The 15,531-nt window shown below is 69.0% G+C and carries 14 protein-coding genes and 1 riboswitch; of the genes, 11 read left to right on the forward strand and 3 right to left on the reverse strand.

Going from position 1 to position 15,531, the window contains the following annotated elements; genetic code table 11:
* Positions 1 to 129: 129 nt before the first annotated feature.
* Positions 130 to 342: a hypothetical protein gene (locus ABZ484_RS04650; protein ID WP_358864429.1), complete on the reverse strand. Its 213-nt coding sequence runs from the start codon at positions 340 to 342 to the stop codon at positions 130 to 132.
* A gap of 133 nt (positions 343 to 475) precedes the next feature.
* Between ABZ484_RS04650 and ABZ484_RS04655 the strand changes: the two genes are divergently transcribed.
* Positions 476 to 1,450 carry a carbohydrate kinase family protein gene (locus ABZ484_RS04655; RefSeq protein WP_358864430.1) on the forward strand — a complete coding sequence of 325 codons (975 nt, stop codon included), beginning with the start codon at positions 476 to 478 and terminating at the stop codon, positions 1,448 to 1,450.
* 49 nt (positions 1,451 to 1,499) lie between these two features.
* Here the strand turns inward: ABZ484_RS04655 and ABZ484_RS04660 are convergent, their stop codons facing one another.
* Entirely contained in the window at positions 1,500 to 2,879 is a 1,380-nt protein-coding gene (locus ABZ484_RS04660; RefSeq protein ID WP_358864431.1) for an aminotransferase class V-fold PLP-dependent enzyme, read from the reverse strand.
* Between the two features lie 317 nt (positions 2,880 to 3,196).
* Between ABZ484_RS04660 and coxB the strand changes: the two genes are divergently transcribed.
* The 4 genes from coxB to ABZ484_RS04680 all read left to right on the forward strand — a co-directional run bounded on the left by coxB (position 3,197) and on the right by ABZ484_RS04680 (position 7,686).
* The gene (gene coxB, locus ABZ484_RS04665) at positions 3,197 to 4,156 is read left to right on the forward strand and encodes a cytochrome c oxidase subunit II (protein WP_358864432.1); all 960 of its coding nucleotides are present in this window, start codon (positions 3,197 to 3,199) and stop codon (positions 4,154 to 4,156) included.
* Positions 4,153 to 5,889 carry a cytochrome c oxidase subunit I gene (ctaD, locus tag ABZ484_RS04670; RefSeq protein WP_358864433.1) on the forward strand — a complete coding sequence of 579 codons (1,737 nt, stop codon included), beginning with the start codon at positions 4,153 to 4,155 and terminating at the stop codon, positions 5,887 to 5,889. Before coxB ends, ctaD begins: the two co-directional genes overlap by 4 nt.
* Positions 5,886 to 6,284, forward strand: a complete 399-nt coding sequence (locus ABZ484_RS04675; protein ID WP_358864434.1) for a cytochrome c oxidase subunit 4 — start codon at positions 5,886 to 5,888, stop codon at positions 6,282 to 6,284. Before ctaD ends, ABZ484_RS04675 begins: the two co-directional genes overlap by 4 nt.
* Positions 6,285 to 6,426: 142 nt before the next feature.
* Complete coding sequence (locus ABZ484_RS04680) at positions 6,427 to 7,686, forward strand: Ig-like domain-containing protein (protein ID WP_358864435.1); 1,260 nt, start codon at positions 6,427 to 6,429, stop codon at positions 7,684 to 7,686.
* Between the two features lie 102 nt (positions 7,687 to 7,788).
* On the opposite strand, the gene ABZ484_RS04685 is transcribed toward ABZ484_RS04680, so the two are convergent.
* On the reverse strand, positions 7,789 to 8,187 hold the full coding sequence (locus ABZ484_RS04685; protein ID WP_358864436.1) for a hypothetical protein: 399 nt from the start codon (positions 8,185 to 8,187) through the stop codon (positions 7,789 to 7,791).
* 196 nt (positions 8,188 to 8,383) lie between these two features.
* On the opposite strand from ABZ484_RS04685, the gene ABZ484_RS04690 reads away from it, so the two are divergent.
* The 6 genes from ABZ484_RS04690 (at position 8,384) to ABZ484_RS04715 (ending at position 15,519) form a co-directional block, all read left to right on the forward strand.
* The gene (locus ABZ484_RS04690) at positions 8,384 to 9,004 is read left to right on the forward strand and encodes a heme-copper oxidase subunit III (protein ID WP_358864437.1); all 621 of its coding nucleotides are present in this window, start codon (positions 8,384 to 8,386) and stop codon (positions 9,002 to 9,004) included.
* 61 nt (positions 9,005 to 9,065) lie between these two features.
* Positions 9,066 to 9,875 carry a c-type cytochrome gene (locus ABZ484_RS04695; protein ID WP_358864438.1) on the forward strand — a complete coding sequence of 270 codons (810 nt, stop codon included), beginning with the start codon at positions 9,066 to 9,068 and terminating at the stop codon, positions 9,873 to 9,875.
* On the forward strand, positions 9,872 to 10,930 hold the full coding sequence (locus tag ABZ484_RS04700; RefSeq protein ID WP_358864439.1) for a Rieske 2Fe-2S domain-containing protein: 1,059 nt from the start codon (positions 9,872 to 9,874) through the stop codon (positions 10,928 to 10,930). Before ABZ484_RS04695 ends, ABZ484_RS04700 begins: the two co-directional genes overlap by 4 nt.
* Positions 10,927 to 12,564, forward strand: coding sequence for a ubiquinol-cytochrome c reductase cytochrome b subunit (locus ABZ484_RS04705; RefSeq protein WP_358864440.1), 1,638 nt, complete (start codon positions 10,927 to 10,929; stop codon positions 12,562 to 12,564). The genes ABZ484_RS04700 and ABZ484_RS04705 overlap by 4 nt, the downstream gene beginning before the upstream one ends.
* Before the next feature lie 152 nt (positions 12,565 to 12,716).
* A complete protein-coding gene (gene trpD / locus ABZ484_RS04710) occupies positions 12,717 to 13,781 on the forward strand; it encodes an anthranilate phosphoribosyltransferase (protein ID WP_358864441.1) in 1,065 nt (354 codons plus the stop codon).
* Positions 13,782 to 13,859: 78 nt separating this feature from the next.
* A riboswitch (SAM riboswitch) is annotated at positions 13,860 to 13,976 on the forward strand.
* A 181-nt stretch (positions 13,977 to 14,157) separates the two neighbouring features.
* Positions 14,158 to 15,519, forward strand: coding sequence for an aminotransferase class V-fold PLP-dependent enzyme (locus ABZ484_RS04715; RefSeq protein WP_358864442.1), 1,362 nt, complete (start codon positions 14,158 to 14,160; stop codon positions 15,517 to 15,519).
* The last annotated feature ends 12 nt before the right edge of the window (positions 15,520 to 15,531 follow it).

Here is a 15,531-nt window from a genome sequence, read left to right on the forward strand (position 1 = left end):
GCACAGCTGTCCCTGTGACCGACCCCGACCCGGCCCTGGCGAAGCAGCCGGCCCGACGGGTCGTATCCCGCATCCCCCATACGGGGGACAGCGATGGGACGCGGCGGGGGAGCGCGCGGTTCCCCGGGCTCAGTCCCCGTAGTCCGACATCGCGTCCAGCAGGCGGGCGGAGGAGGCCGGCACATCCACCCCGTGGATGCGGGACGGCGGCACCGGCCGCCGGGACCCCCGGTCGGGAGCCGCCCAGTGCGGGGCCATCCGGGCGCAGTCCCCGCGAAGTGACGCGAGATCGCCTTCCGGGTCGGCCGGACCGGGGGCAGCATGGACCATGTGGTTCGTCATGGCCGCACCGTAAGCACGGACGAGCCCGCCGAGAAAGATCTACTATCGGGTAGTTTTGTCCGCTTCAGCGCCACCCGGCCACCGGGTAGCGTGAACTGTCAATCGCCTCCTCCCTCCCAGGAGAGTCCACGCCGTGCGCATCGCAGTCACCGGCTCCATCGCCACCGACCACCTCATGACCTTCCCCGGCCGCTTCGCCGACCAGCTGGTCGCGGACCAGCTGCACACGGTCTCGCTCTCCTTCCTGGTCGACCAGCTGGACGTCCGGCGCGGCGGGGTGGCCGCCAACATCGCCTTCGGCATGGGTCAGCTGGGCACCCGGCCGATCCTGGTGGGCGCCGCCGGAGCCGACTTCGGCGAGTACCGCGCCTGGCTGGACCGGCACGGCGTGGACACCTCCTCCGTCCGCATCTCCGAGACGCTGCACACCGCGCGCTTCGTGTGCACCACCGACGCCGACCACAACCAGATCGGCTCCTTCTACACCGGTGCCATGAGCGAGGCCCGGCTCATCGAGCTCAAGACGGTCGCCGACCGTGTCGGCCGCCTGGACCTGGTGCTCATCGGCGCCGACGACCCGGAGGCGATGCTCCGGCACACCGAGGAGTGCCGTACGCGGTCCATTCCGTTCGCCGCCGACTTCTCTCAGCAGATCGCCCGGATGGACGGCGACGAGATCCGGATACTGCTGGACGGGGCGACGTACCTGTTCTCGAACGAGTACGAGAAGGGCCTGATCGAGACCAAGACCGGCTGGAGCGACGCCGAGATCCTCGGCCGCGTCGGCCACCGGGTGACCACCCTCGGCTCGCGCGGGGTGCGCATCGAGCGCGCCGGTGAGGACCCGATCGAGGTCGGCTGCCCGGACGAGGAGCGCAAGGCCGACCCGACCGGCGTGGGCGACGCCTTCCGCGCCGGGTTCCTGTCCGGGCTGGCCTGGGGTGTCTCGCTGGAGCGCGCCGCCCAGGTCGGCTGCATGCTGGCGACCCTCGTCATCGAGACGGTCGGCACCCAGGAGTACCAGCTGCGGCGGGCGCACTTCATGGAGCGGTTCACCAAGGCGTACGGCGACGAGGCCGCGCACGAGGTACGGGCGCACCTCGGCTGAGACGGGCGCACCTCGGCAGAGACCCCGCCCCCACCTCACCACTCCAGGACTAGGAGACCCGGCGGATCAGGTACGCCGTTCCCCGATCCGCCGGTTCCTCGCCCAGGTACTCCTGCCCCCGCATCTCGCACCACGCCGGGATGTCCAGCCGGGCGGCCTCGTCGTCGGACAGCACCCGTACCGTGCCGCCGACCGGCACCTCGCCGAACACCTTGGCCAGCTCGATGACCGGGATCGGGCACCGCTTGCCGAGAGAGTCGACGACCAGTTCCTCCTGGCGCACCCGGGCGGCGGGAGCCGACGGCGCCCCCAGCTTCTCCCGCACCTGTGCCACCGTCCCCGGCAGCACCTCCAGGAACCGCTCCACGTCCTCCTCCGGCGTCCCCGGCGGCAGCGACACCCGCACGTTCCCCTCGCTCAGCACCCCCATCGCCTTCAGCACATGACTCGGGGTCAGCGTGCTGCTCGTGCAGGAGGAGCCGGACGAGACCGAGAAGCCCTCGCGGTCCAGCTCGTGCAGCAGCGCCTCCCCGTCGACGTAGAGACAGGAGAAGGTGACGATCCCCGGCAGCCGGTGGACCGGATCACCGACCACCTCCACGTCCGGCACCAGCCGCGGCACCCGCGTCCGGATCCGCTCCGTCAGCTCCCGCAGCCGTACGGCCTCCGCCGCCGCCTCGGCCCGTACCGCCCGCAGCGAGGCCGCCGCGGCCACGATCGCCGGGATGTTCTCGAACCCGGCCACCCGGCCCGACTCCCGCTCGTCCACCGGCCCCCGGACCGCGAACCGCACCCCCTTGCGCACGACGAGCAGGCCCACCCCCGACGGCCCGCCCCACTTGTGGGCGCTCGCCGTCAGCAGCGACCAGTCCCCGTCCACCGGACCCCAGCCCAGCGACTGGGCCGCGTCCACCAGCAGCGGCACGCCCGCCGCCCGGCACACCTCGGCCACCTCGGCGACCGGCTGCCCGGTGCCCACCTCGTGGTTGGCCGACTGAAGACAGGCCAGCGCGGTGTCCGGGCGCAGCGCCTGCGCGTACGACGCGGCGGTCACCCTGCCCGCCCGGCCGACCGGGACCTGGGTGACCGTCCCGCCCTCCGCCTCGTGCGCCTCGGCCGAATGGAGCACCGAGGAGTGTTCGACCGCTGACACGATCAGGTGGCGTCCGGCGCGCCTGCGTCCTGCCAGCGCTCCCGCGACCCCCGTGTGCACGGCGCGGGTGCCGGAGGCGGTGAAGCTCAGCTCGTCCGGCCGGCAGCCCACCGCCTCCGCGGCCGCCTCCCGCGCCGCGTCCAGCAGCAACCGCGCCCGCCTTCCCTCCTTGTAGAGGCGGGCGGGATCGGCCCAGCCCTCGTCGAGGGAGGCATGGAGAGCCTGCCGGGCCACGGGATGAAGGGGAGCGGCGGAAGCGGCATCGAAGTAGGACACACGTCAACGCTAAGCGCCCTGAAGGGGCGCGGGGAACCGCGCGAGAAACCACGACTTGCCCGCACCCGCCAGAAATGCCGCAATCCCGAGCTGTCGGGCGCCTCAACTCCCCATCACATACCGGCGGAGCCAGGGGCATCCCACCCCTTCGGGGTGACCCGCGGCGCGTATGCCACCCTCCCCGCGACCCGCCGGAAGGCGTCCAGTAGGGTTTGGTCCGCATAAACATCCAAACCCCTGCCCGACGCAGGGCGGCGACCGACCAGCGAGAAGGCCGCAGCCGTACAGCGCGGGCGAGACTCTCGGGAAGGCGCTACGTGAGTCCCAACGGCTCCGACCGCTCGCCGCGGCGCCCGATGCGGCGGAAGCTGCTGCAGGCACTGACTGCGGGCCTGGTCCTGGCGACCGCGACCGGTTGCACATACAAGGACTTCCCCCGGCTGGGTATGCCCACCCCTGCGACGGAAGAGGCTCCGCGGATCCTCTCCCTGTGGCAGGGGTCCTGGGCCGCCGCGATCGCGGTCGGCGTGCTGGTGTGGGGTCTGATCCTGTGGAGTGCTTTCTTCCACCGGCGCAGCCGCACCAAGGTCGAGGTTCCTCCGCAGACCCGGTACAACATGCCCATCGAGGCCCTGTACACGGTGGTCCCGCTCCTCATCGTCTCGGTGCTCTTCTACTTCACGGCCCGCGACGAGTCCAAGCTCCTGGACGAATCCAAGAAGCCCGACGTCACGGTCAACGTGGTCGGCTTCCAGTGGAGCTGGGCCTTCAACTACGTGGAGCCCGTCGCCGGTTCCGCGGGTGACGCGAAGACCGACAAGAACCTGTCGGCCATCCCGGACCGGTTCAAGAACGACTTCCCGGCGAACGCCGGCGGTGTCTACGACGTCGGTACGCCGGGCACGCGGAACCCGCAGAACGGCAACCCGGGTCCGACGCTGTGGCTGCCCAAGGGCAAGACCGTCCGCTTCATCCTCACCTCGCGGGACGTCATCCACTCCTTCTGGGTGCTGCCGTTCCTGATGAAGCAGGACGTCATCCCGGGCCACACCAACTCCTTCCAGGTGACTCCCACCATGGAGGGCACCTTCCGGGGCAAGTGCGCCGAGCTCTGCGGCCAGGACCACTCCCGGATGCTGTTCAACGTGAAGGTCGTCTCTCCCGACCGCTACGAGCAGCACCTCAAGGACCTCGCTAAGAAGGGGCAGACCGGTTACGTTCCCGCCGGCATCGCGCAGACGAGCCACGAGAAGAACCGGGAGACGAACAACCTGTGAGCATCCTCAACGAACCTCAGGGTGCCGCGGCGGCCGAGGGCTCTTACGAGAGCGAGCTGCCGGTCCGGCGCAAGCAACCCGGTAACGTCGTGGTGAAGTGGCTGACGACCACCGACCACAAGACCATCGGCACGCTGTATCTGGCGACGTCGTTCGCGTTCTTCTGCATCGGCGGCGTGATGGCGCTCTTCATGCGCGCCGAGCTGGCCCGTCCGGGCCTGCAGATCATGTCGAACGAGCAGTTCAACCAGGCGTTCACGATGCACGGCACGATCATGCTGCTGATGTTCGCGACGCCGCTGTTCGCGGGCTTCACGAACTGGATCATGCCGCTGCAGATCGGCGCCCCGGACGTGGCCTTCCCGCGGCTGAACATGTTCGCCTACTGGCTGTACCTGTTCGGCTCGCTCGTCGCGGTGGCCGGCTTCCTCACCCCGCAGGGCGCGGCCGACTTCGGCTGGTTCGCCTATGCGCCGCTGTCCGACGCGGTGCACTCGCCGGGTGTCGGCGGCGACCTGTGGATCATGGGTCTGGCCTTCTCCGGCTTCGGCACGATCCTCGGCTCGGTCAACTTCATCACCACGATCATCTGCATGCGCGCTCCGGGCATGACCATGTTCCGCATGCCGATCTTCACCTGGAACGTGCTGCTGACCGCGGTGCTGGTCCTGCTCGCCTTCCCGGTGCTGGCCGCGGCCCTGTTCGCGCTGGAGGCCGACCGCAAGTTCGGCGCCCACGTCTTCGACGCCAGCAACGGCGGAGCCTTGTTGTGGCAGCACCTCTTCTGGTTCTTCGGCCATCCAGAGGTGTACATCATCGCGCTGCCGTTCTTCGGCATCATCAGTGAGGTCATCCCGGTCTTCTCCCGCAAGCCGATGTTCGGCTACATGGGTCTGATCGGCGCGACGATCTCTATCGCGGGTCTGTCCGTGACCGTGTGGGCCCACCACATGTACGTCACCGGTGGTGTGCTGCTGCCGTTCTTCTCCTTCATGACCTTCCTGATCGCGGTCCCGACCGGTGTGAAGTTCTTCAACTGGATCGGCACCATGTGGAAGGGCTCGCTGTCCTTCGAGACGCCGATGCTCTGGGCGACCGGCTTCCTGATCACCTTCACCTTCGGTGGTCTGACCGGCGTCATCCTGGCCTCGCCGCCGATGGACTTCCACGTCTCCGACAGCTACTTCGTGGTGGCGCACTTCCACTACGTCGTCTTCGGCACCGTCGTCTTCGCGATGTTCTCCGGCTTCCACTTCTGGTGGCCGAAGTTCACCGGCAAGATGCTCGACGAGCGGCTGGGCAAGATGACCTTCTGGATGCTGTTCATCGGCTTCCACGGCACCTTCCTGATCCAGCACTGGCTGGGCGCCGAGGGCATGCCGCGCCGGTACGCCGACTACCTGGCCGCCGACGGCTTCACCGCGCTGAACACCATCTCGACGATCTTCTCCTTCCTGCTCGGCCTGTCGATCCTGCCGTTCTTCTACAACGTGTGGAAGACGGCCAAGTACGGCAAGCCGGTGGGCGTCGACGACCCCTGGGGCTACGGCCGTTCGCTGGAGTGGGCGACCGCCTGCCCGCCGCCGCGGCACAACTTCGTCACCCTGCCGCGGATCCGCAGCGAATCCCCGGCGTTCGACCTGCACCATCCGGAGATCGCGGCGCTCGACCAGCTCGAGAACGCCGGGCACGGTGAGAAGGCCCTCGCTGGCGGCAAGGAGGCCGGCAAGTGAAGATCCAGGGCAAGATGTTCATGTGGCTGAGCGTCTTCCTGCTCATCATGGCCATCGTCTACGGCGTGTGGTCCAAGGAGCCGGCCGGCACCACAGCCCTCTTCCTGGCCTTCGGCCTGAGCATCATGGTCGGCTTCTACCTGGGCTTCACGGCCCGGCGGGTCGACGCGGGTGCCCAGGACGACAAGGAGGCCGATGTCGCGGACGACGCCGGCGAGCTGGGCTTCTTCAGCCCGCACAGCTGGCAGCCGCTCGCCCTCGGCGTCGGTGGCGCGCTGGCCTTCCTGGGCGTCGCCCTCGGCTGGTGGCTGCTGTACTTCGCGGCGCCGCTCATCGCGGTCGCCCTGTGGGGCTGGGTCTTCGAGTACTACCGCGGTGAGAACCGCACCCAGTAACACACGCTGAACGAACCGGGGAACCCGGGCTCTCCCGACGGAGGGTCCGGGTTCCTTCGTTTGCCCGTACGACGCCCCCATACGTTCCCCCGTACGGACGACCCACCGTGCCGGAGTTGACGGAGCTACTTAGCGTGAAGTCATGAGCACCACCACTCCGCGCACCCGCACCGTCGTCAGCTTCACCCTCCTGGTGGCCGCCCTCGGCGCGGGCGTCACCGCCTGTTCCTCGGACGGCAACCCACTGGCGGCCGACCCCTACGACGCGGCGGACCAGATCTCGTTCAGCGCCCCCACGGACCCCGGCAAGAAGGCCGACCCGGACAAGCCCCTGGTGGTCACCGCCGAGGACTCCGACGGGCGCATCACGGACGTCACGGTCGTGGACGACAAGGGCCGCCGTGTCTCCGGCGAACTGGCCGCCGACGGCAGTCGCTGGCACAGCACCTCACCGCTGGCCGCGGGCACCCACTACACGGTCTCGGTCAGCACGGAGGACGACGACGGCGCACCCGGCCGCAAGGTCCTCACCTTCGACACCAGCAAGCCCACCACGCAGAAGCACCTGAACGTCACGTTCGGGCCGCAGGCGGGCACCTACGGCGTCGGTCAGCCCATCACGGCCGAACTCGACCAGCCCGTCCACGACAAGGCGCAGCGCGCCGTCGTCGAGCGCGGCCTCCAGGTCGACTCCACCCCCGCCGTGCAGGGCTCCTGGTACTGGGTGGACGACAAGCACCTGCACTACCGCCCCCGGGAGTACTGGCCGGTGCACGCCACCATCCAGGTGCACAGCAACCTGGAGAACATCCGCATCGGCGACCGGCTGTGGGGCGGCGCCGCCAAACCCCTGACCCTCACCACCGGCGACCGCGTCGTCGCCGTCACCGACGCAGCCACGCACCAACTCACGCTGTACAAGAACGACGAGAAGGTCAAGCAGGTGCCGATCACCACCGGCAAACCGGGCTTCGACACCCGAAACGGCATCAAGGTCGTGCTGGCCAAACAGGCGAGCGTCCGGATGAAGAGCTCCACCATCGGCATCTCGGCGGGCTCCAGCGACTCCTACGACCTGACGGTCTACTGGGCCACCCGGGTGACCTGGAGCGGCGAGTACGTCCACGCCGCGCCCTGGTCCGTCGGCTCCCAGGGCGTCGCCAACGTCAGCCACGGCTGCACCGGTATGAGCAACGCCAACGCCCAGTGGTTCTACAACAACATCCACGAGGGCGACATCGTCCAGGTCGTCAACTCCAAGGGTGACCCGATGGAAGTCTTCAACAACGGCTTCGGCGACTGGAACATGCCCTGGCAGAAGTGGGTCCTGGGCAGCGCGCTGAACTCCGCCGGCTCGACGTCCCAGTCGGACACGGCGAGACTGCGCCCGCAGAGCCTGTGACGGCACAGAGCCTGTGACGGCACCCGGGGACGGCCCGCGGCGACACGACGACGGGCCGTCCCGCGCTTCCCAGGCTCCTGAGCCCTGGGCTGCCGGGGCCTCCTAGGCGGCCAGGGCCTTCCTGCGCAGCAGAGACGCCAGCGCGGAGGCGAACTCCACCGGCTCCACCGGCAGGGTGACCGCCGCGTCGGCCCGGCTCCACGTGGCCAGCCAGGCGTCCTGCGGACGCCCGATGAGCAGCAGCACCGGCGGGCAGTCGAAGACCTCGTCCTTGATCTGCCGGCACACCCCCATGCCGCCCATGGGCACGGCCTCGCCGTCCAGGACGCAGACGTCGATCCCGCCCCGGTCCAGCTCCCTGAGCACGGCCGCGGGGGTGGCGCACTCCACGAACTCGACGACCGGCGCGTCCTGGGCAGGCCTGCGGCCGGTGGCCAGCCGCACCTGCTCCCTGGTGCCCGCGTCGTCGCTGTAGACCAGCACCGTGGCGGTCGCCTGCATTGTTCCTCCACGCATCTCGAGAAGACACAGCTAGGGTCGGGAACTTCCGGGTACCGATGGCGCGGATGCTACTCCCTTCGACTCCTGGTCAACACCGCTTGGAACATGCCTTCGATGGGCCATCCGAGCTGGGCACACCCCGCCAACACTCCGAACGGCACCCCCCGGAGTGAGGGCGGGATAAGCGACCGACATAATGTCGGTCGTGGCGACAGCAACGACAGTAGAAACCGGGCACGCGCACCCGTCGGTCAACCGGCCGAACCTCACCAGCGTCGGAACCATCATCTGGCTGAGTTCCGAGCTGATGTTCTTCGCGGCCCTCTTCGCGATGTACTTCACCCTGCGATCGGTGACGGGACCCGATCACTGGAAGTCGATGGCGGACAGTCTCAACGTCCCCTTCTCTTCGGTGAACACCACGATCCTGGTGCTCTCCTCGCTCACCTGTCAGCTCGGCGTGTTCGCCGCCGAGCGCGGTGACGTGAAGAAGCTCCGGGGCTGGTTCATCGTCACCTTCATCATGGGTGCGATCTTCATCGGCGGTCAGATCTACGAGTACACGAGCCTCGTGAAGGAGGAGGGCCTCTCGCTGTCCTCCGACCCGTACGGCTCGGTGTTCTACCTGACCACCGGCTTCCACGGCCTGCACGTGACGGGCGGTCTCATCGCCTTCCTGCTGGTCCTCGGCCGCACCTACGCGGCCCGGAGGTTCACCCACGAGCAGGCGACCGCGGCCATCGTCGTGTCCTACTACTGGCACTTCGTCGATGTCGTCTGGATCGGCCTCTTCGCCACGATCTACCTGATCAAGTAGCCGACGAACCGATCCAAGTCCGCAAGCATCGACGCAGAAGATCCTGACACCGGGGTAATCCGTGAAAAAGCTCTCCGCACGACGACGCCATCCGCTGGCGGCGGTCGTCGTCCTACTTCTCGCGCTGGCGGCCACGGGGGGGCTGTACACCGCGTTCGCGCCCGCGAGCAAGGCGAAGGCCGACGACTCCGCCCAGTCCCTCACCATCGAGGAGGGCAAGAAGCTCTACGAGGTCGGCTGCGCCAGCTGCCACGGCACCGGTGGTCAGGGCACCACTGACGGTCCGTCCCTGGTGGGCGTGGGCGCGGCGGCAGTCGACTTCCAGGTCGGCACGGGCCGTATGCCGGCCCAGCAGCCGGGCGCGCAGGTCCCCAAGAAGAAGGTCATCTACAGCCAGGGCGAGATCGACCAGCTCGCGGCCTACATCGCCTCCCTGGGCGCCGGCCCCAACGTGCCGACGAAGAACGAGTACAGCCCGGAGGGCGCGGACATCGCCAAGGGCGGCGAGCTGTTCCGCACCAACTGCGCGCAGTGCCACAACTTCACCGGCAAGGGCGGTGCGCTCACGCACGGCAAGTTCGCCCCGGACCTCGAGGGCGTCGCGCCGAAGCACATCTACGAGGCCATGCAGACCGGCCCGCAGAACATGCCCTCCTTCCCCGACACCACGCTGTCGTCGAAGAACAAGAAGGACATCATCGCGTACCTGAACGCGGTCAACGGCGACGAGACGGAGAACCCCGGCGGTCTGGAGCTGGGCGGCCTCGGGCCGGTCAGTGAGGGTCTGTTCGCGTGGATCGCCGGCCTCGGCGCCCTGATCGCCGTCGCCGTGTGGGTCGCCGCCCGGACCGCAAAGGCCAAGAAGTCATGAGTAGCCAAGACATTCCAGAAGAGAACCTGCCTGCCGAGCAGGGGGCGCCGCACGGCGCCGTGAAGGTCGCGGACGAGAAGAACCCGTTCGCCGACCCGGGCCTGCCGCCCCACGAGCACCGGATCCAGGACATCGACGAGCGGGCCGCCAAGCGGTCCGAGCGCACCGTCGCCCTGCTGTTCACGGTGTCGATGCTGGCCACCCTCGGCTTCATCGCCTCCTACGTGGCGATCCCGAACGACAAGTCGATCTACGTCTTCCCGATCGGGCACGTCAGCGCGATGAACTTCGCGCTGGGCCTGACCCTCGGCGTGGCGCTGTTCTGCATCGGCGCGGGCGCGGTCCACTGGGCCCGCACCCTGATGTCCGACGCGGAGATCGCCGACGAGCGTCACCCGATCGAGGCGTCCCCCGAGGTCCGCACGAAGGTCCACGCCGACTTCAAGCAGGGTGCCAAGGAGTCCGCGATCGGCCGCCGTCCGCTGATCCGCAACACCATGCTGGGTGCGCTCACCCTGGTGCCGCTGTCCGGCCTGTTCCTGCTGCGCGACCTCGGTACGCTGCCCGGGACCAGCCTCCGCCACACCATGTGGGCCAAGGGCAAGCGCCTGGTCAACATGAACACCAACCAGCCGCTGCGTCCCGAGGACGTCGCCGTCGGTTCGCTCACCTTCGCCAAGCCCGACGGCCTGGAGGAGACGAACGAGGACTTCCAGACCGAGATCGCCAAGGCGGCCCTGATGATCGTCCGGCTCCAGCCGGACAACATCAAGGACAAGCGCGAGCTGGAGTGGTCGCACCAGGGCATCGTCGCGTACTCGAAGATCTGCACCCACGTCGGCTGCCCGATCTCCCTGTACGAGCAGCAGACGCACCACGTGCTGTGCCCGTGCCACCAGTCCACCTTCGACCTCTCCGACGGTGCCCGAGTGATCTTCGGCCCCGCCGGTCACGCCCTGCCGCAGCTGCGCATCGGCGTGGACAGCGAGGGTTACCTCCAGGCGCTCGGCGACTTCGAGGAGCCCGTCGGTCCTGCATTCTGGGAGCGCGGATGAGTACTACAGCGAGCAACCCGACCCGCTCGCGCGGGAAGGAACCGGCCGGCGAGAAGCTCGCCGACTGGGTCGACGGCCGGCTGGGCATCTACAGCCTGGCCAAGGCCAACATGCGCAAGATCTTCCCCGACCACTGGTCGTTCATGCTGGGTGAGGTCTGCCTCTACAGCTTCCTGATCATCATCCTCACGGGTGTGTATCTGACGCTGTTCTTCCACCCCTCGATGAACGAGGTGGTGTACCACGGCAGCTACGTCCCGCTCCAGGGACAGCTGATGAGCGAGGCGTTCAACTCGACCCTGCACATCTCCTTCGAGGTGCGCGGTGGTCTGCTCATCCGGCAGATCCACCACTGGGCCGCGCTGGTCTTCCTCGCCGGCATGTTCGTGCACATGATGCGCGTGTTCTTCACCGGCGCGTTCCGCAAGCCGCGTGAGATCAACTGGATGTTCGGCTTCCTGCTGTTCGTCCTCGGCATGTTCACCGGCTTCACCGGCTACTCGCTCCCGGACGACCTGCTCTCCGGCACCGGTGTCCGCTTCATGGAGGGCGCGATCCTGTCCGTGCCGATCATCGGCACGTACCTGTCGTTCTTCCTCTTCGGCGGCGAGTTCCCCGGTCACGACTTCGTGGCCCGGTTCTACTCGATCCACATCCTGCTGCTGCCGGGCATCATGCTCGGTCTGGTGGTCGGCCACCTGATCCTGGTCTTCTACCACAAGCACACGCAGTTCGCGGGTCCCGGCAAGACCAACAACAACGTCGTCGGCATGCCGCTGCTGCCGGTCTATATGGCCAAGGCCGGAGGCTTCTTCTTCCTGGTCTTCGGTGTCATCACGGCCATCGCGGCGGTCGCGCAGATCAACCCGATCTGGGCCATCGGCCCCTACCGTCCGGACCAGGTGTCCACCGGAGCCCAGCCCGACTGGTACATGGGCTTCTCCGAGGGCCTGATCCGCACGATGCCGGGCTGGGAGATCAACTTCTGGGGCCACACGCTCGTGCTGGGCGTGTTCATCCCCCTGGTGATCTTCCCGCTGGTCCTGGTGGCGATCGCGATCTACCCGTTCCTGGAGTCCTGGGTCACCGGCGACAAGCGCGAGCACCACATCCTGGACCGTCCGCGCAACGCCCCGACCCGCACGGCCTTCGGCGCCGCGTGGATCGCCTGGTACTTCGTGCTGCTGGTCGGCGGTGGAAACGACCTGTGGGCCACCCACTTCCACCTGTCGATCAACGCGATCACCTGGTTCGTCCGGATCTCGTTCTTCGTCGTGCCGGTCATCGTGTTCGTCATCACCAAGCGGATCTGCCTCGGCCTCCAGCGCCGGGACAAGGACAAGGTGCTGCACGGCCGCGAGTCGGGCATCATCAAGCGCCTGCCGCACGGTGAGTTCATCGAGGTCCACGAGCCGCTCAGCCAGGAGCAGCTGTACACCCTCACCGCTCACCACCAGTACGAGCCGGTCGAGCTCGGTCCGACGGTCGACGAGAACGGCGTCGAGCGGAAGATCTCGGGCACGCAGAAGCTGCGCGCCAAGCTCAGCGGCGCGTTCTACGGCGAGGAGAGCCAGATCCCCAAGCCGACCGTCGAGGAGTACAAGGAGATCACGAGCGGCCACGGCCACCACTGATCACTGATTCCGAGCGTCGCCACGCCACGGTCGAAGGGCCCCGTCCGAACCCCGGACGGGGCCCTTCGCCGTGTCCCCGGGCTGGATAGGCTGGAGCCCGTCGAGACCCGCGTCCCGTAGTCCGGGACACCGAACCCACCCAGGAGCGGCATATGAGCGCTGTGACCCCCGCTGGAGGCGACACCGCGGCGGGCCGTTCCTGGCCCCGGGTGCTGAACGGACTGCTGGAGGGCCGGGACCTGGCCGCCGACGACACCGCCTGGGCCATGGACCGGATCATGGCCGGCGAGGCGACGGACGCCCAGATCGCCGGGTTCGCGGTGGCGCTGCGCGCCAAGGGCGCCACCGTCGAGGAGATCACCGGCCTCGTCCGCACGATGTACGAGCACGCCAACGTGATCGAGGTGCCGGGCGCCACCGTCGACATCGTCGGCACCGGCGGCGACGGCGCGAAGACGGTGAACATCTCCACCATGTCGTCGATCGTCGTGGCCGGCACCGGCGCGAAGGTCGTCAAGCACGGCAACCGGGCCGCGTCCTCCGCGTCCGGGGCGTCCGACGTGCTGGAGAAGCTGGGCGTCAACCTCGACCTGAGCCCGAAGCGGGTGGTGGAGGTCGCCGAGGAGGCCGGGATCACCTTCTGCTTCGCGGTGAAGTTCCATCCGGCACTGCGCCATGTGGGTGCCGCGCGCGGGCAGTTGGGGATCCGCACGGTGTTCAACCTGCTCGGTCCGCTGACCAATCCGGCGAAGGTGAGGGCACAGGCGGTCGGTGTCGCCGTGGCGCACGAGGCGCCGATCGTGGCGGGCGTCTTCGCCGAGCGCGGCAACTCCTCCCTGGTCTTCCGGGGCGACGACGGCCTCGACGAGCTGACCACCACCGCGACCTCGCGGGTGTGGGTGGTCCGGGACGGCAAGGTCACCGAGGAGGCCTTCGACCCGCGGGACGTGGGCATCGACCTGGTGCCGGTGGAGGCGCTGCGCGGCGCCGACGCCTCCTTCAACGCGGAGGTCGCCCGGCGCCTGCTGGACGGCGAGCACGGCCCCGTACGGGACGCCGTCCTGCTGAACTCGGCGGCCGCGCTGGTGGCCCTGGAGCCGGGCTCCGGGACACTGGTGGAGCAGATCCGGGCCGCCATGGAGAAGGCGGCGGAGTCCGTCGACTCCGGCGCGGCCCGGCGCACGCTGGAGCGCTGGGTGGCGGCCAGCAACACATGACATGACGGAAGGTGTCGTGGTCCCGCGATCCGGACACGGGTTGCGGGACCACGATCACCTCGCGTACGTTCCTGTCCAGGTCATGAGTGACAGCCATGTGGCCCCGGCCGGCTGTCCGGCAACCCTCCGTCCGTGGCGGGGTGCCCCGGGTGAGGACCAGGCCGTAGGCAGCGAGGTCTACGGCAAGCGCGGACCCCTCGCACGCTTGTGAAGAGCGTGGGGCCAGGGGTCCTGGTCGTACGAGGGAGCCTTCCGTGAGCAAGCGAATGCGCTAGGGCCGCAGAGCCCCGCCTCCGCATCCCCTTTTCACCTTCACCCACGCTCGAGCCATGCGCGCTCGCGTGGTGATTCCGCCTGCTTTCACGGGAGTTCACCCATGTCTGTCTCCACCGTTGCCGCCGACCAGTCCGTCTGTGCCCCGCTGCCCGTTCTGGGCAGGGACGTCACCGTGCCGCTCGTGACGGGTGGTGAGGTCACCTACGCGGCCCTCGACTACGCGGCCAGCGCCCCCGCGCTCCAGCGCGTCTGGGACGACGTGGCGGCGTACGCGCCGTACTACGGCAGCGTCCACCGCGGCGCCGGCTACCTCTCGCAGCTGTCCACCGACCTGTTCGAGAACGCCCGGGCGACGGTCGCCGAGTTCCTCGGCTGCCGCGCGGGGGACCAGGTGGTCTTCACCCGTTCGACGACGGACTCGCTCAACCTGCTGGCCCGTGCGATCCCGGCCGACTGCCGGGTGTTCGTCTTCGAGACCGAGCACCACGCCTCCCTGCTGCCCTGGAGGGACGCGCAGGTGACGTACCTCAACGCCCCGCGCACCCCGGAGCAGGCCGTGAGCACCCTGGAGCGGGCCCTGGCCGACCGTGAGCCGCACGGCCCGGCCCTGGTCTGCGTCACCGGCGCCTCCAACGTCACCGGCGAGCTGTGGCCCGTACGGGAGCTGGCCGCCGCCGCGCACGCGCACGGCGCCCGGATCGTCCTGGACGCCGCCCAGCTCGCTCCGCACCACCCGGTGTCGGTCACGGACCTGGACGTCGACTGGGTCGCCTTCTCCGGCCACAAGCTGTACGCCCCGTTCGGCTCCGGGGTGCTCGCGGGCCGCTCCGACTGGCTGCGCGAGGCCGAGCCGTACCTCGCGGGCGGGGGCGCGAGCCGCCGGGTCACGCGGCGCACCGACGGGGGAGTGGACGTGGAGTGGCACGACAGCGCCGCCCGCCACGAGGCCGGCTCCCCGAACGTCATCGGCGCCTACGCCGTCGCCTCGGCCTGCAAGGCGCTGACCGAGACCGGCTTCGACACCCTGGTGGCCCGTGAGCAGCACCTGATCCGCACGGTGCGGGACGGGCTCGCCGGCGTCCCCGAGGTGAAGGTCCTCTCCCTGTTCGGGGACGACGCCCCGCGCGTCGGCGTGATCTCCTTCGTCGTGGAGGGCTGGAACAGCTCCCACTTCGCCGCCGCGCTCTCCGCGGAGTACGGCATCGGTGTGCGCGACGGGCTGTTCTGCGCCCACCCGCTGGTGCGCACCCTGCTGGGCAGCGACCCGCAGACCCAGGGCGAGTGCGGCGCCCCCGAGGCCGCGCCCGGCGAGAAGTCCCTCAACGCCATTCGCGTCAGCTTCGGAGCGGGCACGCCGGACGAGCACGTGGAGCGGTTCGTCACGGCGGTGCGGGAACTGGTGCGCGACGGCGCGAAGTGGCAGTACCGCACGGAGGACGGCCGCTGCGTCCCCGCGGTGTGAACCCGGCCTCTG

Origin of the sequence: Streptomyces sp. NPDC006393 (assembly GCF_040628575.1) — a bacterium.
GTDB lineage: Bacteria > Actinomycetota > Actinomycetes > Streptomycetales > Streptomycetaceae > Streptomyces.